Genomic DNA, 18394 nt, shown 5'->3' on the forward strand with positions numbered 1-18394 from the left:
GGTGCTAACTATGAGATCATTCTTTCGAAAATACACGTATCATGAAATTGAAGCAGATTTAAATTATGTACAAAATGTTCTTTCCTCTAATATGTATGTATTTGTTGATTTAATCTTTATTTCTCTTATTATTAGTTTTTTTATGGCTATATTTTTCGAATCCATTTTATTTGGGATTATTATATTTATTTGCAGTTATTTATTCTTTGTTGCGATATATTGTTTATTGCTCAAATGGATAAAAGATCCCCCAGATGAATTTTGATGATTATTTTATCATCAATGTAAACCTTCATTACTATTTTACACTCCCTTATTAATTAGAAATCATGTACTAAAGGCGATCGTTTTGCGGTCGCCTTCAACCTTTGCTTAAAAAACAAACTGTTTATGAACATTTCTCACAATTTCTTCTCCGGCAAATGCACCTTTTTGATTTGTTAATACATGTGTCGCATTTCTTGATTCTTCCAATGTCAGCTCTCCATGACATGGAATATAAGCTGTTTGACAAACATTTAGGAAGGGAGAATCTAATAATGAATCACCCGCTCCGATTGTTTGCTCTGCTCCTTCTCTTTCTTTTATATACGAAATGGCCTTGCCTTTACAAATAGGACTAGGCATAAAATAAAGTTTTCGTCCTTGTAAAGAGATATTCCAGCCATGATCACTTGCTAATTTGGTTATTTCTTTCTTATTATCCTGGTCTATTTTTGCATTTAATACATAATAAAAGAAAAGATTATCGGCAATCTTTAATTCACCATCAAGAGCATACTGCTGAAGTTTCTCTAATATTTCCTCTTTTTCGCAACAATCTGCTTTTAAACGCTGTTGAATCGTTTCATCCCAATCCTTCAAAACTACTCCCTGATAATGAATCCTTGCCCCATTACTCGTTACACAATAGGTAACAGGAATTTCTTTTTCCATTATAAAAATCCGCTTATATTGCTGATAGGTTCTTGTTGTTACAGGAACGAAGAGATGCTTAGCAGCAATTTCTTTCAACAAATGATAGCTTTCTTTCGTCATAAAAGAAACGTGCTCACCATTTTTCTCTTCTACCCCAATCATCTGTGGATTCCACGGAGTTTCCATTTCATTTAAAGCACGTTTCGAGTAAATTAATGTTCGATCTAAATCTGATGCAAATAATTTCATCCTTCTTGCACAACCTTTTTAATCAATCCACAACAAGTATAGCTCATATTAGGATAGGGGATAACTTCTACGCCTCTTTCTTTTGCAAGCATAACAATATGTTTTACATATGGACTGTCTGGATCCTTCATTAAAATTTTCCATGGTACTCTTCTTAATAAGACTCTTGTTGTTTCTCCTACACCTGGTTTTACATAATGCGTGCTATCAATGTGGAACTCTTCCTTAATGGCAAGAACTTCTTGCATCCCTCTAAAATCCACGGTTTGATCAAGATGGTTTGCGCTAATCTTCTCCGCTATATAAGCTGGATTTACCTTTTGAAAAGCCTCTGTAATCTTGTCTAAGTATACTTTCGATACATCATAAGGCTCTAATTCCTGATAATATTTCGCTCCATGAAAATCAGCTTGTCCTATATAGGCATCATTTAAGACAGTACGACTTACAAGACCTGATACGGTTGAATTCAGACAAGCACTTGGAATCAAAAAATCTTCTCGTGTTCCATAAAGTGTTGTACAATAACCTGGATCAGCCAAAACGGCTAAAGTATCATCTAAACGGACTTGATATTTTTGATAAAATATCTCACATGCTTTCGTTAATTCAATCGAAATAGCCCCTTTTCCTGTCCAGCCATCGATAAACTGTAGGGCATACCCTTTATGCGCTTCTAGCATATAATGAATAGCATTTTCATCTATGCCTCTATCTCTTATAATGGATATACTATAGTGTGGTAATGATACATTGTACTTCCATTTCAAATAGCGTTTGATTAAAATCCCAATAGGTGTACCTGCTCTTGCCAAAGAAACTAATACCGTTTGTTCTCTATGTTTTTGATAAATTTGCTCTGCCACGATGGCAATACTACGGGCTACTTTGTCTTTATAATCATGAAGAGTTTCCCAAAACAACTGCAAATAATGTTCTGGTGGATTATATTCAATTGGTAAAGTCTCACTATAATGCGCTCCGCCTTGGATCTTTTTTTCTCGGTCTTCGGTAGATCCTTCTAAAGAAATTCCACTTAAATCTTTTAAAAGAAAGATAACATCTTCTTTATCATAGGAGCCAAACTTTACTTTTTGTTGTGCGTTTATTTTCATTCTTTACCTCCCACTAAAATATACGATATTTATTTTTTTCATTTGAATAACTTTCAATTTAGCTAGTAACTCATTTAATCTTTCACCGCTCACTTTTCTCTCAAAAAATAAGAAGATATCATCGTATTGATTAGCTTTAATATTGTATAAATAATTTATTACATCGTCATCTTCTGGATTCGTAAAACGAAATCCCGTCATAGCTCCGTAGTGCTCTTCATCATTTGGGTAAATCGGACTTCTTGTAGTTGATTGATAATATGTATTCTCCCCCATAAAACTTGCTAGCTTCATAGGTATATACATAAATTCTCCTGTTCCTACACAAAGTGTCGTTCCCAAGCGCTTCTTTTTTAGATCATTGGCAGCTTGTCTAATCCAGTCATCTGTTCTTTCATCTGTATGGATACCAAATCTCCCTGTATCCTTTAAGTAGCCAAATTCATTTCGAATTCCTGCTAGGCTAGTAGATGTTATAGAAACTATTCGCTCTTTCGCAAAATCTTCTAAACTTATATATTCGATTAGAGGTTCCTCTACCATCATTCCTAGTATCTCTTCTTGCAAAACTAAATCCGTATGTTCTCCAACTAGCTCAAAATTTCCTTTAAGTAGAGAAACTACTTGAATTGTTATGTCCAATTCCTGTTCGAGAGCCTTCATTTCCAACTGCCAATCATTAGAGCGCCAATCTAAGATGGAGACAACGCTGTATTTGTCTCTGGGATATTTCTTATGTAAATCCCGGATGATATTGATTGCGGTTTTGCCCGTTGTTAATTCATCATCGACCAGAATGATTTCTCGTTGATTATCAAGGATTTCATCTTTAACATAACAACGATGGGAAGTAGCATGTGAATGCTCTTCTTCAAAAGAAATGATTGGAACTATCTCATTTATGTTTTCTCTTGTTGTATGAAAAAAAACAGCGTTTTGAAAAGCTTTGTAAAAGGAATGTCCTAATGCCGTTGCTGTTTCTGCAAATCCGATAATTATAGGATTAGATACTTCCTTACCGATAAATGGCTCATCAATAAAATGCAAAGAGGAATTCCGATAAATAGTCATCAACTCAGCTCTTTTTGATGAGACATTTCCAGTAATAATTTCCTCATATCTCGCTGCAAGCAAAAACCCCGTCAATAGACCTTTATTCGGTTCAATCGGTAAATGCTTACCTAATAATTTGCTGACAAATAAAAATGCCCGCTTCTTATTAATTCTTGCCGCCATTTTAAAAAAATCCTCTATAGGAAGATCAAATGGGTTTTCTTCTACTGTAATGTTCATCTGTAAATCATTAATGATTGGTAATGAAATTTTCTTGTTTAAGTAAGTCAATGTATGTAGTTCCTTCATGAAACACCCCGTAAACCTTTGATTTTAATATAATTTTCTGAGCCCAATAGAAATGCGGTTTAATTTCATTCATCTTATTTGAAAAACTACTCTTCATCACACCTATATCACCATTGCTACTATCAATAATATTGCAAGCATCTAAATACTCTTCATAAGAAACAACATTTAAGGCCTGTACTGGCTTTATATGTGTTGGATGAATAATTGTCTTCCCTGTTAATCCATTTGTAATATCCATCATCACTTCTCTAATTAATCCATCCATATGCTTATCTATAAGTTGAGTTCGCATATTCATGCCAGCTTTTCCATACCGCTTGCGAAAAGGTGTCTCTCTTAATTGTGGAATCAGAACTCTTTCTTTAGTCGTAAAATATTCCCACACAGGCCCAGAAACAACATAAGCACTATCTGCGCGTGTAAATAGGTTAACAATATCAGAAATACAATCTCGAATAATAGCAATATCATAAACCGTTGTTTCAGCGTTTCTGCGAATCCCATATAATCCGCAAAAATCAGTGGCACCAATGCGTACATTTAAGATGAGATGCTTATAATGATCGAGGACTTTTTTTATAGAGAGCAGCTCTTCCATCCTCGTTTCCTTTTCAATTATTTTCTTGGTTTCTAAAATCGGCATGGCATATAAACAATGTCCTAGTTTATTATAATTTTCTACTTCCTTTAAGATGATCTTTCCTGCTACTGCTTCAAATTTTGGAATAACAATTCCAGTTAGTAAAGCTATTTTGTCACCAAGCGCATGCATAATCTTCAAGAACTGAGCAACAGAACGAATTCGAATAAAAATCAGTGGTAGTTCATTTTTCACTAAGACTCCCTCTTCTAGCGCTTGGTAAATATGCGTTAACTCTTCTACTAATTTTCTTTCTGCCACCTCCACTTCATGATCGCCTATAGAATCCTCCAAGCAAATAACCATAGACGTTAAAGCAGGATGCTTTTTTATTAACAAATCATGATAAATATTTGGTCTTGTGGCAGGCATATATAGGGTTGAAGCAAGCGCATAGGACAATACTTCCTTCTCCGAAGTACTAAACACCTCTTCTGGCAATTTAAAGAAAAGACGTTCGATTTGTTTTTTATTTAAGTCAGAGAATAATTTCATTTCCTTTGCTCCATTCACTTATAATAACATCCATTTTATAAACTATTCTGAAAATTAAAACAGTATATACGTATAGGGAATTATTACTATTTTACAATAAGATTCATTTTTTGAAAATAATTACTTTTAGATAAGATAGTTAACGGAGTTTGATTGCTGCCTATTACAGCATGTGAAGGTTTTTTACAAGGCAGGTATATAGGCGAAGGGTACAAATAAAAACTTTTTTCTTTTAATAGAAGGCTGACTTCTTATAGTTTGTTGCTATAACTGGAGTGAATACACTACACTTTCCATCGTGCGAGTGGTGCGTCTCTCCTCGACGCTCCTATCTCGCTAATCTTGCATGAGTCTATATGTATTCAGTCTGCTCCGTTTTTTCTTATTAGAGCCTTACTCCTATTTGACCAACAATCTTCTAAGAAACAGCCTAATAGAAAGAAGGATATTTCTAGTAGTAACGGTAACAAGCAACTAGAAATATCCTTAGGAATAGTTTAAGCTTCTCCTTGTTGTTCCGCTTTCTTTTTATTTCTAAAATGGACAATGAAAGTTGCACCAAATGCTAATACTAACAATCCGAAGAAATAAACATGATCGATGTGAATTTCAAAAACACTTAGTAACATCTTAACCGCAATAATTAAGATGAGGATGTAAGCTGTTGCTTCCAACTCGGGAATTTTATCAATTAATTTTAGGAAAACACCCGCTACACCACGCATCATAAGAACGCCAAGAATACCACCTAGTAATAACACCCAAACTTGGTTACTTACTCCAAATGCTGCTAAAACACTATCTACAGAAAAAGCAATATCCATTAATTCTACTGAAATTACGGTTCCCCAAAATAGACCAAATGTACGGATAAGAATCCCGTTTTTATTGATTCCTTTGTTGTCTTCTTCTTCTTCCGTTTGATTAGCTGCTTTTCTACGATCCACAAAATACTTAATAGCAAGATATGCTAAATATGCCGCTCCGAGTACTTTTACCCATGAGAATTCGATTAAATAAACACCAATACCTATAGCTATAAAGCGGAATAAATAAGCACCTAATAACCCATAAAATAATGCTTTTTTTCTTTGCTCTGGTGGTAAATGCTTAACCATAACAGCAAGCACTAATGCGTTATCAGCCGACAGCAACCCTTCTAATATTACAAGTGTTCCAATATAACCCCAGCTAACTGGGTCTGTTAATACCTCTCCCCACATTTGCCAGTTAAAAAACTGTGCATATGTATCAATAATCGTCTCAAATATTCCCATGAAACTTGTTTCCCCCTAAAATATGCTTAAAAATATTAGCCAATTTGCAGACCGAAGTCAGTTGCTAATGTGGCTAAACCGCCTTGGTATCCACTGCCAATGGCACTAAATTTCCACTCATTATTATGACGATATAATTCACCAACAACTAATGCTGTTTCGATGGAAAAATCCTCTCCTAAATCATATCGGATTAATTCTTCATTTGATTCTTCATTTAAAATACGGACATAAGAATTAGAAACTTGTCCAAAGTTTTGATTTCTATTTTCTCCATCATGGATTGTAATTGTAAAAGCAACACGTTGAATATTAGCAGGAATACCTTTTAAATCAACGATGATTTGTTCATCATCACCGTCCCCAGCTCCTGTACGATTGTCTCCTGAATGAACAATTGCTCCATTACCACCAGTTGGATTATTGTAAAAGACGAAATCTGCATCAGTTGTTACTTTTCCATTTTCTCCAAGTAAAAAAACAGATGCATCTAAATCAAAGTCATTTCCGCCATCATATTTATTTACATCCCATCCTAATCCGATAATTACTTTTGACAGACCTGGATTTCCTTTTGTTAAATCTACTTTTTGTCCTTTAGATAAACTAATTGCCATAATATTACTACCTCCAAATTTTTCAGTATAGTTTCTCTACGTAATCATATTAGAAAAAGTTTCATCTTCTTTTATCTTAGACTGCTTTCATATATTTTGTCATTTTTTTATGAAATTAAGCTAGAAATCATATTCCAGACCTTTCCTCTTCTTGCAACAGGAATAAGCATGTTTTGCTTCAATCCACTCTCAATTTAAAATATAATCACAGATCCAATCTTTTTGATAATAGTCTTTCCTTTTAACTCATCCACTTTGGCGGAGTATTTTTATTCCAATATATTTCTCCAAGTGTATAGTGAGTTTGGAATTGATCATGATACGTATGATAATGGAAGTTAAAATAATACCCTTCCTGTGGGGGGCGATCCCTTCTTACATGAAAACGGATAATATCCTCATATTCTCTTGTTATGTGAAAGATTCGTTCACTTGTACCAGATGATGGAATTTCTGTGACCGTTAAATAGCTTAATTCTTCTTCTGGAAAAATACTTGTTACTTCATTAATTGCTTTTTCCATATTAGGGAGAACGACTAAGCGAAACTCATCTTCAATTACTGGTTTAATCTTTGGTCCAAATTTTAAATAGCTTTGTTCTTCCGCTTCTTTCATCATTTTGCTAATAAAAGCTTCTCGTGTGAAGTATTCTTCTGTACTATCTGTCAATACAGCTTCTTCTTCCACACTTTCTCTAGCAAAAGGCATTTCTCTTTCATCAATTGGTTTTTTGTCATTATCGTTATTATTATTAAAAAAAGTAGCCGGTGATGGAGAAACAAGACCAAAAGTTAAAATAGAAACAAATACGACCAGGCTTTTACGAATCCAATTAGGCATTTATTACACCTCGCTTTCCGTTCATCCTGATGATTTTGAATATGTAATAAAGTGAAAATTCCATCAGTGGGGGTTTTTCTTCATCTCTCACTGATGGTTAGTTGAACCAATCAGACCTTTACGGACAGTTGATCTCCCACTTATCTTCCTCGTATTCTCATAAGTTTGAGGGGGGGGAGTCTTACTGTCCGTTAAGAGTGGGATAAAAATTATTAATAGTTTAAGTATATATTATTTACTAGTATATCTTCTACTATTATCCTATATATATAGATTATTTTTTCATTGTTCATTTTTTAGCCAAATTCCATAATGAAATTTTGCTGTTTTACGTTTTTGCTGCTCAAATTGGAACTGCTCAAATCTCCTGCTTCTAAAATGATCTTTCAATACTACTCTCTCTTTTGCAGCACGCTTTGCATGATGGATTATTTCTTCTCTTAACTCTTCATAATGGGCTAGTTTTTTTAAAGGATGGATTCCAGCAGATGAAATAGTTTCTTCAAACATGGGATCAAAATAGACACAATCTATACTATTATCTTCTTTTTTGATTAGCACATCTAACGCATTGGAATGCTTCACTACTATCCTTCGCATCGCTTCATCTATTGCAGAGTGATTTGTCTCCCATTCTTTTAACCCCGTTTCCACCAGAAATGCAATCACATTGTTTGCTTCTACCCCCTCTACATAGCCATTACTTCCCACTGCAAAACTTGCAACAATGCTATCGGAAGCAAGACCTAAAGTACAATCTAAAAAACTATTTCCTTTTTTTAAATTGCTTGCTGTGATAAATGGATCTGATTCCTTTTTTATTAGTCTTTTAATTCGAAACACAGCTGAATTTGGATGAAAAAAGAATGGTTGTGCTATATCAAATGGATAAAATTCAAAACGATTTTTTCCGATAACAAGGATATCTGACTGATATTGTAGTTTTAAGTAGTCGATAGATACTTTTTCTCTAACTACAAATTTGCAGTTAAATTCAGCTGCAATTCTTTTTGCAAGCATCTGCATTTCATTATTTGTTCTACCTGCGGTTGTTACAAGCATGTTTTTTCTCCTAAATTCTTTATAATACAGATTTTTAACGGAATGTTAAAACCGTTCTTATTGTTTGTTGAAAGTAGATGTTTTAAATGAAATTTTGCATTATTATCAAGTCATTCAAATATTCCAGAGAACTCTTATCTATATCCTACTAATATAGAGGGCACTGAAAAACTGGCTAGTTAATGATGATGGACAATAGCCACTTTTTAAACATAAGATGAGGGATTGGTTTTCCGAGGCGTCCGCTAGCTTTCCATGGGGCGAGCGCCAAGCCTCTCCAAACCAACCTTATTTTCACTTTCAAATATGCTTGCTCTTCATTTCGTTCGAAAAAAAAAACTTTTTCAGTGGCTCACTAATATACAATAAGAGTCTAAAAAGAAAGTTCATGAAAAAAAGGTAAACCCTTTTTCCATGAACTATTTTTGTTTAGCAATATTGTTCAAAAGCTGATACTAGGTTTTCCATTATTGCTTCCATTGTATTTCCTTCAATATCGTAGCGATGAATGAAATGAACGACTTGATTATCTTTAATTAATGCCATTGATGGAGAAGATGGCTCGATATCACCGAAGAATTCACGCATTTTTGCTGTTGCTTCTTTTTCTTGACCAGCAAACACTGTTACTAATTGATCTGGTTTCTTTTCTGAAGCAAGCACTGCTTGTGTAACAGCTGGTCTTGCTAAACCTGCAGCACAGCCACAAACTGAATTAACGACTACTAAAGAAGTTCCTTTGTTTGTTTCGATAAATTGCTCCACTGCTTCTTCTGTTAGCAATTCTTCAAAACCCGCTTGTGTTAGTTCTGCTCTCATCGGTTTTACCACTTGTTTCATATACTCATCATATGCCATTGACATACTAAATCCCTCCAATATCCGTGTTATTATATCCCATTAATATACATTAGAAATGGTCTTCCTGCAATCTTTTAAACCTGTTTATTTTCTTGCTTCCGTCATCTGTTTCCATACAGACCCCTTCGCTTCTTCCCCTAATTCGATTCGTTCAATTGCCAATTTTATTTGCAAGCTAACTTCAAATTCCGGATCATTTTCATGTACTTTTAATGCCGGAAGGGCTCTTTCATCCCCAACTTCATATAAGAACATCGCTGCTCTCCATCGAACAATCTTGCTTTTATCATCTAGTGCTTGCATCATTTCTTCCATCGCTTCAGGAAATCCTAAATCGGACAAACAATCGCCTGCTGTTCGTCGTACAGTTACTGTTTTATCCTTCAAAGCTTTGTATAAAGAAGGAAGAACGGCAGTATCCTCAATCATGCCTAGGTAAACAGTTGCAAGTCTGCGAATAGATGGTTTTTCATCATCCAGTGCTTTCGTTAAAACGGAGATATCATCTACTGTAGGATCTTCGCTTTGTTCTAGTTTTTGATATCGAACTTTCCAATCAGGATCTTCTAAATCTGCAAAAGTTAGTTTAGTTCTAACTCGTATAGGTTTTTCGCTTGCTTCTGTTTGTGGATTTTTAGCATGTTCAATAATTGCATTAATCCTCTCTTGTGGATATGCAGCAACGAGTTCTTCAATCATAACATTACCAATTTCCTCAAATTCCCCATATCGCACGCCAAAATCTTTCCATTTTCTTGTCATCACAACATTATCTTCAGGAGTACGCACTGCTGAAACGGCTTGTATAAATAGTTCAGGTAAGCCGAATCTTCTTTCTTCATTGCCATCTGATAATTTAATTTGCATTGGTATACCTTTATACATTTGAACTTGAACGTTGATTTCTCCGAAGTGCTCATTTATCTCTTGCACTTCCTCAGCAGCTTCGTCCTCCCCAAAGACATTGCGCACTTTTGAAAGTAATTCCTTCCAATCATAGCGGGCATTTCTTTCCACTGCTAGAAAATCAGCTACATGATAGACACCTTTAATTCCTTCAATAGAAAGGATATTTTGAATTAATTCTGGTGCTTCCGATGAATTATCTCCCTTATAATTATTACTCTTTCCCATTGGCAACTCTTGGTCTAAGTTAATTTTCATAGTATTTGGACTTGGTGTTGGTTCAATAGAAATAATTCTCATAATCCATCCCCCTCTTCTTACAACACTTATATTATCATGATTTATTCCTTTTCTTAAAAGAAATAGCTTTCGTATTGTCTTTTTTCGCCATGATATAATGCTTACCAAAACTCCATTACCTTTTTTGTATAAGCAATCAAATGAGTACTAGCATACTGAAGACATTTTGTAAGTAAATAACTCTTACGACATATCGGCTATTTCGGATAAATAACTCCATCGCTCAATAAGATGTTCTAATTTCTCATTTAACTGTTCTTGTTCTTTCATTAATTGAGCAGCTTTTTCAAAATCACTGCCTGTTTCGGCTAGTTCTGTTTCGATGCTTGCTAGTCGCTCTTCTACGTTTTCAATGTCCTGGTCAATGGATGCCCATTCTCGCTGTTCGTTATAGCTAAGCTTTACTTTTTTCTCTTTTGGTTCCTTTCTTTGAACTGGTGTTTCCGATTTTTCTTTTATTTGTTGTTCTTCTTTTCTTTCTACCTCTATATATTCACTATAATTTCCATAATATGTGTCTATTACACCATTTCCCTTTAAAATCAACAGCTGTTCGGCAACTTTATCGAGGAAATAGCGATCATGGGATACAGAAATAACGACTCCTTTGAAGTCATCTAAGTAATCTTCAAGCACCATTAGAGTTTGTGTATCCAGATCATTTGTCGGCTCATCTAATAAAAGAACATTTGGTTCCCCCATAAGTATTTTTAATAAATAAAGTCGTCGTCTTTCTCCTCCAGATAACTTTCCGATAATAGTACCATGTGTATGGGGAGGAAATAAAAATCTTTCCAGCATCTGTGCAGCTGTAATCACTTTACCGTCTGATGCCTCGATTATTTCTGCTGTTTCTTTTAGATATTCAATCATTCTTTTAGAAGTATCCATATCTTCACTTTCTTGCGTATAGTAGGCAACTTTTACGGTTTGCCCAATCACTCTTTCACCAGAATCAAGTGATATCTTGCCTGCTAATACATTTAAGAAAGTTGATTTACCCGTTCCATTTTTACCGATTATCCCAATTCTATCTCCCGGTTTTACAAGTAAATTAAAGTTATCCAAAATAATTTTATCCTCAAAATATTTGCTTGCGTCAACCAATTCAAAGACTTGTTTTCCTAATCTACTTCCTTTAAGGGAGATATCCAGTTTGTCTTTTGCTTTAACATTAGCCAATGTATCATCCAAAGCATCAAACCGTTGAATTCTTGCTTTTTGCTTTGTAGAACGTGCTTTTGCTCCTCTTCTAATCCATTCTAATTCTCTTCTAAATAAATTCTTTTGTTTGTCAATCGTCGCTGCTTCATTTTCTTCCCGAATAGCTTTCGCTTGTAAAAAATCACCGTAGTTTCCTTTATAGCTATAGAGATTTCCTCCATCGAGTTCAAACATTCTATTTGTGACACGATCTAAAAAATACCGATCATGTGTTACTAATAAAAGCGCACCAGTATATCTGCTTAAATAGTCTTCCAACCATTTAACAGCCTCAAAATCAAGATGGTTTGTTGGTTCATCTAAAATTAGTAAATCTGGCTCTTGAATAAGAACTTGCGCTAAAGCTACTCTTTTCTTTTGCCCCCCTGACAATTCTCCAACTTTCTTTTCAAAATTAGTAATTCCTAACTTCATTAGTACAGTTTTTGCATTTGTATGAACTTCCCAGCCATTTAAGGCATCCATTCTTTTTTGCAGATCAAACAGCCTTTCATGAAGCTGATTGTTTTCCGGATCATTGTTGATTTCTATTAATATCGCTTCGTACGCTTTAATTAGTGATAACACTGGCGCATCACCAGCATATACTTGATTTAAAACAGTAAGCTCAGGGCTTAGTTCCGGACTTTGTGCAGAATAGGCAATCCGATAATCTTTCGGTGCTATTATTTCTCCTTCATCTGGAAGATCAATACCAACAACGATTTTTAATAAAGAAGATTTTCCAGTACCATTTATGCCAATTAAACCGACACGTTCCTTTTCACTTATCGAAAAGGAAATGTTTTCAAATAATTTTTTCTCTCCATATGTTTTTGTTACATTTTCAATTAAAATACTTTTCATCTTGTACATTCCATTCTTTATAAAATTCTTGTAGAAAACTTTCCATAAACAGATGCCTTGCTTCTGCGATTTTTCTAGCACTATCTGTATGTAAAAGGTTTTTGATTTTTAATAGCTTCTCATAGAAATGATGAATGGATGAAGAGTTATTTTTCCGATATTCCTCTTCTGTCATCTTTTGTCTTATCGATAAGGAAGGATCATAAATAGGACTTCCTACGCTTCCACCGTAAGCAAATGTTCTAGCAATACCAAGTGCTCCGATTGCATCTAATCGATCAGCATCTTGAACTATTTTTGCATCTAGGCTTTCGGGAAATATCCCATTTCCCCCTTTGAAACCAACCGATGATATGATGGTGATAATCTGCTCCTTCTCGTGATTATCTATCGAAATACATGCTAGAATGTTAGCCAACTTCTGTTGACCCTCTTCTTTTGAATTATTTAATTTTTCATCTGAAATATCATGTAATAACGCGGCAAGCTCGATTGACCTGGAATAGCCATTTCCCTCTTTTTCGGAGAGCAATAAAGCCATTTTCGGAACTCTATCAACATGATACCAGTCATGGCCGCTTGTATCTTTTTCCATCTCTAGTTTCACCAATTTTTCTACTTTGGTAATAATATTCATTTCATTTCACATCCAGCAATCCTATTATGAACATATTGTATCATGAAAACTAGTTTTTCGAATAAGAAAGAGTGTCACACTCCATATACAAAAAGCCAAGTCGGAACTGTTTCACCATTCCAACTTAGCTTTTTCATCTCTATTAAAACCTTATTCTGTGCTTATAAAAGGTTTTATTTTGGGAAATACTTTCAATGCTGTTCGATAAAATACATCCTCATGATAAACTTCAGGTATTAGCTTTCTAACAAAGTTGATATATGGAGCAAATGGAGCTAGCGGCCAATCTGTGCCGAAAAGCAGCTTATCATATGAATGAGAAAAAACGAGGGCATGGCGCAAATGGTCAAGAAAAATCCCTTCATGAGCCTCTTCCAGTTCTTTCTCTGTTCCAACGATTAAACCAGATAAATCTGCATACACATTTGAATTTTTATAAATTATTTCGGCACCAGTCAATGTCCATGGATCACCAAAATGGGCCATCATGAAATTAACATCACGGTGCTTAACAGCCACTTCGTCAATAGCTAAAGGATGAGCATATTTTAAAAATCCTCTCTCCGAATAAGTATCTCCTGTATGAAAAACGACTGGTAATTGATACTTCTCTGCAAGTTTGTATACTGGTTCATACACTTCATCATAAGCATAAAACGGATAATAGCCTAAATAAATTTTAATTCCAACCACATTCGGCTTTTGAATCTCAATCTCAAGCCTTTCCTGTGCCGACACATCCATATCATATGGATTTATGCCAGCACAATAGACTACATTTTCAGGAATCAATAAATCTAAATCTAGCCCCATCGGTGTTTGTGCATGATAATCAGGAAAACCCATCTGTGGAGTTTCTGTAACCCCCATTCCAATCGCAAGGACAATATTAGCATCCTTCATTTCTTTTTTAATTCCTTCATAACTATAATCTACAAAAGAAAGATTCTTCGCCGTATCTTTAAACGATTCTATACTTGAGTAATGTATATGGGCATCAATTATTTTCATCCATGTATTCCCTTTCTTAAAATCCTATTCTTCTCACTTGATCAACTAAAGATGGAGAAATTTCTTCTTTTGTAAACAATAAATAGTTTGGTTCTGTGAGTAAGCGATTATTTGTTCTTTTACATTTAGCAAAGGAAATCAACTGTATCGCATCCTTATTACTATAAAACTCTATATCTCTTGATTGATCACTTGCGATATAGTAAAGCTTTTCTGCTCCTAGCGATAAATAGTAATGATCCTTTATATTGACTTCTTGTTCTTCGTCAGCCACCATAAATTGTTTATTTCTCACTTTATCATCTTTAATATGGAGCACACTTTTTTCCTGTTCGTTACAGGTTATAAACAGGTTTGTATGCCAATTCTCCTCTGCCATTCGATTGCCCGCATCATCTATTATTTCTACAAAAGTTATAAGTAAAGGTAAGCCTTGCATTGTGACAAAATATTGAACATACTTAAGTCCCTTCCATTTATGATGATGCTGAATTGTTGTTACTAGCTTCAAACCTGACCATTCATTTTGATGAATATCCTTTAAACTAGTAAACTCACAAGTTGTCACTTCCTTTAATAAGGAAAATGCATTTAAATCCGGTGGTCCATTTTTTATGCCGCCACCCCATGGGTTCCACCAGCTTTTTGCAATAGGTTTAGGAAAGGAATGGTCTAGCCATTGTTTCCCATTTACTTCTAGTGAATAAACACCTGGATAATAATCAGGAGAAGCTTTAAAAGACACTATCCCGTTTGAAACACGATAAACAGTTAATCCTTCTTCTTCTAAACTTTCTGTTGTAATATCCCTTTCACTTGGCACAAAAAACAAACCATCTGTGTCTATTTCCTTTGTCGGCAAGGAAATAGTTGTTTGAATTTTATTTATACCTGTCTGAACAGCATTCTGGGGCATGATTTGGTATATTTCCGATTCCTCTGAATTAATCGGGAATGGATCTTCTTGCTTTTCATTAATAGTAATTGCCATATCTCCATTTAACGGTTGATTTCTAAAGGTTTTCACCTTTACTTTCAAGTCATTATGTTTATTTAAAATAAGATTTCCTTCGTTAAACTCAACTACCGTTTCCTGGACAACCGTGCTTTCTCGCTCTCTCATCATTCCTTCAGAAGCTAACTCCCACTGTTGCCATTTACGATAAGCGCCGATGTTCAAACAAATAGGTGAAAAATCGAATGATTCATTCATTCTGAGCTCGCGAGTAGACTCGATATGCATTTTCCAATTGTCCATTTTGATGTGGGCATCTTTATCCCATGCGACTCCAAATGGAATAGAGCCTTTAGAAGAAAAATACCAATTTCCTGTTATATCTTTCGAGTTTAATTCAAATGGAAGTACGGTATTCCATTCATTAAAGAAAACAACTCTACCATTTATAGGAAAATATAGATTCTGCCAAGAATCATAAAATGTTTCCTGTAAGCTAACTTCCTTTTTTACCAAGCTATTATTAGTAACCGTTACCCAACGTTTAATAAAACCTTCTGCGAATAGTTGATTCGTTAGAATAATATCCATACCAGGATAGTCACTAGACTTAAAGAATAGCTTTAAAGCAATACTATTCCCAGTTTTTGCTGTACTCACCTGATAAGGTTTTTGTTTAGACAACTCATTTGAAAAAGGTTTACCAATGGATGGTGCAAATATAGCAAAGTCTGTATCTACAATTTCCGTCGTTTGGTCTACTTTATTTATCGAAAATTGATGTGGACCATTGTATACCTTCCAATTCTTATCATTTTCAACGATAAACTGTTCTCCAATTCCCTTTAAGCCAATGCTAATTTCTTTTTCGATCGTTAATACTTCCTGCTCAACTTCAAAAATTTCACATGTAAACCTTTCTTTAAAACTACCACAATTTTTCACTCGGACTGGAATTCGTATCCATTTTTTCTCTTTTTTTGCTAGTGTGAAAGTAAACTTATCACCCGTAAAATGCAAGTGCTCATTCGTTGGAATGGTAAGTCTTCCGGTAATGTCTTTATCTAAATTGTTTTTTACCTCTAAATCTAAATAAGTATTCATTCCTTTAGCTAAAATAGCCTCTATTTCCTTTGTCTCTATAGAAAGTGGCGATTTAGGTAAGACTCCTACTTGTAAACTAGTCTTCATACCATTTATGCTGAGAGCAACTTTTAATACTGGAAACGTTTTTCCTTCCACAGGTTCTACCCCTTCTGCTATCACAAAAGACGCTGGAAAGGATAGTTCTTCGTTCGCCTTTACCTCTATTGTTTTAGAAAAACTGCATTGAATTCTGCCATGGTTTTCTGCCAAAGCTTGCAGAGAAACGAGATTTGTCGTCTTATTTTTTATTTTTAAATAGACTTGATGCTCTATTTCTTCTATACATTCATGATTTTTCATTGTTAATTCAATCTGAAAATCTTTTGTTTCAATAGAGCTGATCCCTCTACCTGTCTTTTCAAATTTTACAATAACGGATTCCTGCTCTTTTTGCCAAATATATTCATAATGGGTAAAGCCATTTTCCAACACTCCATCTGGCTTTATATCCAGATTTCTTTGCAAATCTGCATACCAGTCCATCTCTTTTAAATAATGATTTAGTAAATCATCATTTCTAACTGTTGGGATGAAATTCATTAAGTGTGTGTATTTGTCATTATCCTCCCAAAAGAAACCGCATCGTTTATACAACGGAACCGCCTTTAAATTACCTGCCCATGTATATAAATCTAGCCTCGGCCATTTTTGCTCTATCGCCACATTAAGGGCATGTAATAATAATTTTTTTCCTACTTTCTTGCCATGTAAGTCTGGACGAACATTTAACAAGGGGACATACAATGCTCCTACATCTTCTTTATAAACAGAAAGTCCACAATATCCGACTACTTCCTCTCCAAGAACCGCTAAGAAAGTATCAAGATTATCTGAGCTTTGCTGTTGATCACGCACTTGTTCTTCTGTTTTTCCTGTTCCTCCCCATGAATCTTTACTCTTCATCCACATATCCGCCACATTACGAGCCAATCCATCGTGATAGCTGACAATTTTTATTGTTTGTGAATCTTCTTGTACTTTTTCCACTAAGAACCCTCATTCCTCTTATTTTGAATTTTTGTTTGTACATTAACTTCTTTATTATGTTTCATAGCTATCTCCTCCTTCCTCAATTATAGGAATGTTTTTCCAACGCTCCGTTTCTATCGTATTATTATTAAGAATTTTTGTAAAGATATCGCAATAATAATTTTTCTAATAATTTAAATGATAATCCAACAAAACTAGACAAAGGTCGTCAAAGGATTTTTTTTGTCTATCTAGAAATTTATACATACAAGTCTTTTAAACGTCCTTCTAGCCAATGGTTTAGTATCAATTATTTATTATTGAGGGGTGTATAAAATGTTAAGTGTACAAACAAAAGAACTTTCTATTAAAGAAGAAAAATTATTAAGTGTGAAAGAAGCGGCAGAATATATTGAAGAAGGTCCTGGGGTTGTACGAAACTGGTTACGAGAATTAAAAACGCTCATTCCCGTCGTTATTGGCGAAAATGGCTATCGATATTTTGACCAAAAAAGCTTGGATATTTTAGTCAAAGTAAAACAAATGCGTAATGAAAAACAAATGTCTCTAAGACAAATTGAAGATGAGCTTACAAGTCCTGTTCCCGCCTCTATCCCAATTGCCACGGATGCCACGGAAAAAATTCTTCAGGATTTACAAACAATCAAAGAAGAATTGGAACTTCAAAAAAATTTCAATCAAGTTTTAGTCCAGCAATTAAAAAAGCAACAGGAACATATTGAACGTCAGCAGGAACATATTGAAAGCCAAGAAAAACAAATTGCATTTTTAGAAAATCCAGTAGTTCTAGAAGGAAAAGAAGAAAATCTAGCTAAATCGAGAAAAACGAAACAATCAATAGTGAGTGAAAAAGAAACAAAGCAGAAAAAAAGCGGCTTTATTCGCCTTTTCTCCTATCGTTAATGGTTTTAAAAAAGGGAATCTAGTATCATTTTTAGT

16 protein-coding genes are annotated in these 18394 nt (G+C 34.5%); 2 read left to right on the plus strand and 14 right to left on the minus strand.

The annotated features are described in order from the left end of the window. The first annotated feature begins 10 nt into the window (after positions 1-10). Positions 11-265 (plus strand): hypothetical protein, encoded by a 255-nt coding sequence (locus NKG37_RS21790; protein WP_016203131.1) that lies wholly within the window; start codon positions 11-13, stop codon positions 263-265. A gap of 107 nt (positions 266-372) precedes the next feature. Here NKG37_RS21790 and NKG37_RS21795 read toward each other — a convergent pair whose 3' ends face one another. From NKG37_RS21795 to NKG37_RS21860, 14 genes are all read right to left on the minus strand, one after another. Then, a complete protein-coding gene (locus NKG37_RS21795; RefSeq protein ID WP_101731003.1) occupies positions 373-1167 on the minus strand; it encodes an HAD family hydrolase in 795 nt (264 codons plus the stop codon). Then, the gene (locus NKG37_RS21800; RefSeq protein ID WP_016203128.1) at positions 1164-2282 is read right to left on the minus strand and encodes a cysteine protease StiP family protein; all 1119 of its coding nucleotides are present in this window, start codon (positions 2280-2282) and stop codon (positions 1164-1166) included. The genes NKG37_RS21795 and NKG37_RS21800 overlap by 4 nt, the downstream gene beginning before the upstream one ends. A gap of 3 nt (positions 2283-2285) precedes the next feature. Beyond that, positions 2286-3644, minus strand: a complete 1359-nt coding sequence (locus tag NKG37_RS21805; protein WP_254415337.1) for a phosphoribosyltransferase family protein — start codon at positions 3642-3644, stop codon at positions 2286-2288. Further along, on the minus strand, positions 3586-4782 hold the full coding sequence (locus NKG37_RS21810) for an HpcH/HpaI aldolase/citrate lyase family protein (protein ID WP_169189688.1): 1197 nt from the start codon (positions 4780-4782) through the stop codon (positions 3586-3588). Before NKG37_RS21810 ends, NKG37_RS21805 begins: the two co-directional genes overlap by 59 nt. 497 nt (positions 4783-5279) lie before the next feature. Further along, on the minus strand, positions 5280-6059 hold the full coding sequence (locus NKG37_RS21815; protein WP_016203124.1) for a TerC family protein: 780 nt from the start codon (positions 6057-6059) through the stop codon (positions 5280-5282). Positions 6060-6094: 35 nt separating this feature from the next. Beyond that, complete coding sequence (locus NKG37_RS21820; RefSeq protein WP_169188739.1) at positions 6095-6676, minus strand: TerD family protein; 582 nt, start codon at positions 6674-6676, stop codon at positions 6095-6097. Positions 6677-6917: 241 nt separating this feature from the next. After that, on the minus strand, positions 6918-7517 hold the full coding sequence (locus NKG37_RS21825) for a YpjP family protein (protein ID WP_016203122.1): 600 nt from the start codon (positions 7515-7517) through the stop codon (positions 6918-6920). A 282-nt stretch (positions 7518-7799) separates the two neighbouring features. Then, the gene (locus NKG37_RS21830; protein WP_169188740.1) at positions 7800-8579 is read right to left on the minus strand and encodes a class I SAM-dependent methyltransferase; all 780 of its coding nucleotides are present in this window, start codon (positions 8577-8579) and stop codon (positions 7800-7802) included. A 429-nt stretch (positions 8580-9008) separates the two neighbouring features. Beyond that, complete coding sequence (locus NKG37_RS21835) at positions 9009-9443, minus strand: BrxA/BrxB family bacilliredoxin (RefSeq protein WP_016203120.1); 435 nt, start codon at positions 9441-9443, stop codon at positions 9009-9011. A gap of 81 nt (positions 9444-9524) precedes the next feature. Beyond that, positions 9525-10646, minus strand: a complete 1122-nt coding sequence (locus NKG37_RS21840; protein ID WP_016203119.1) for a conserved virulence factor C family protein — start codon at positions 10644-10646, stop codon at positions 9525-9527. 183 nt (positions 10647-10829) lie between these two features. Continuing rightward, on the minus strand, positions 10830-12716 hold the full coding sequence (locus NKG37_RS21845) for an ABC-F family ATP-binding cassette domain-containing protein (protein ID WP_254415338.1): 1887 nt from the start codon (positions 12714-12716) through the stop codon (positions 10830-10832). Beyond that, entirely contained in the window at positions 12697-13353 is a 657-nt protein-coding gene (locus NKG37_RS21850) for an HD domain-containing protein (RefSeq protein WP_254415339.1), read from the minus strand. Before NKG37_RS21850 ends, NKG37_RS21845 begins: the two co-directional genes overlap by 20 nt. Before the next feature lie 150 nt (positions 13354-13503). Then, entirely contained in the window at positions 13504-14364 is an 861-nt protein-coding gene (locus tag NKG37_RS21855) for an amidohydrolase family protein (RefSeq protein WP_016203116.1), read from the minus strand. A gap of 16 nt (positions 14365-14380) precedes the next feature. After that, on the minus strand, positions 14381-17452 hold the full coding sequence (locus NKG37_RS21860) for a GNAT family N-acetyltransferase (protein WP_254415340.1): 3072 nt from the start codon (positions 17450-17452) through the stop codon (positions 14381-14383). A gap of 318 nt (positions 17453-17770) precedes the next feature. Here NKG37_RS21860 and NKG37_RS21865 point away from each other — a divergent pair, with 318 nt between their 5' ends. Further along, a complete protein-coding gene (locus tag NKG37_RS21865) occupies positions 17771-18358 on the plus strand; it encodes a MerR family transcriptional regulator (protein WP_016203115.1) in 588 nt (195 codons plus the stop codon). Positions 18359-18394: the final 36 nt, after the last annotated feature.

The sequence above is a fragment of the Niallia sp. RD1 genome (assembly GCF_024219955.1).
Taxonomy (GTDB): Bacteria; Bacillota; Bacilli; order Bacillales; family Cytobacillaceae; genus Niallia; species Niallia alba.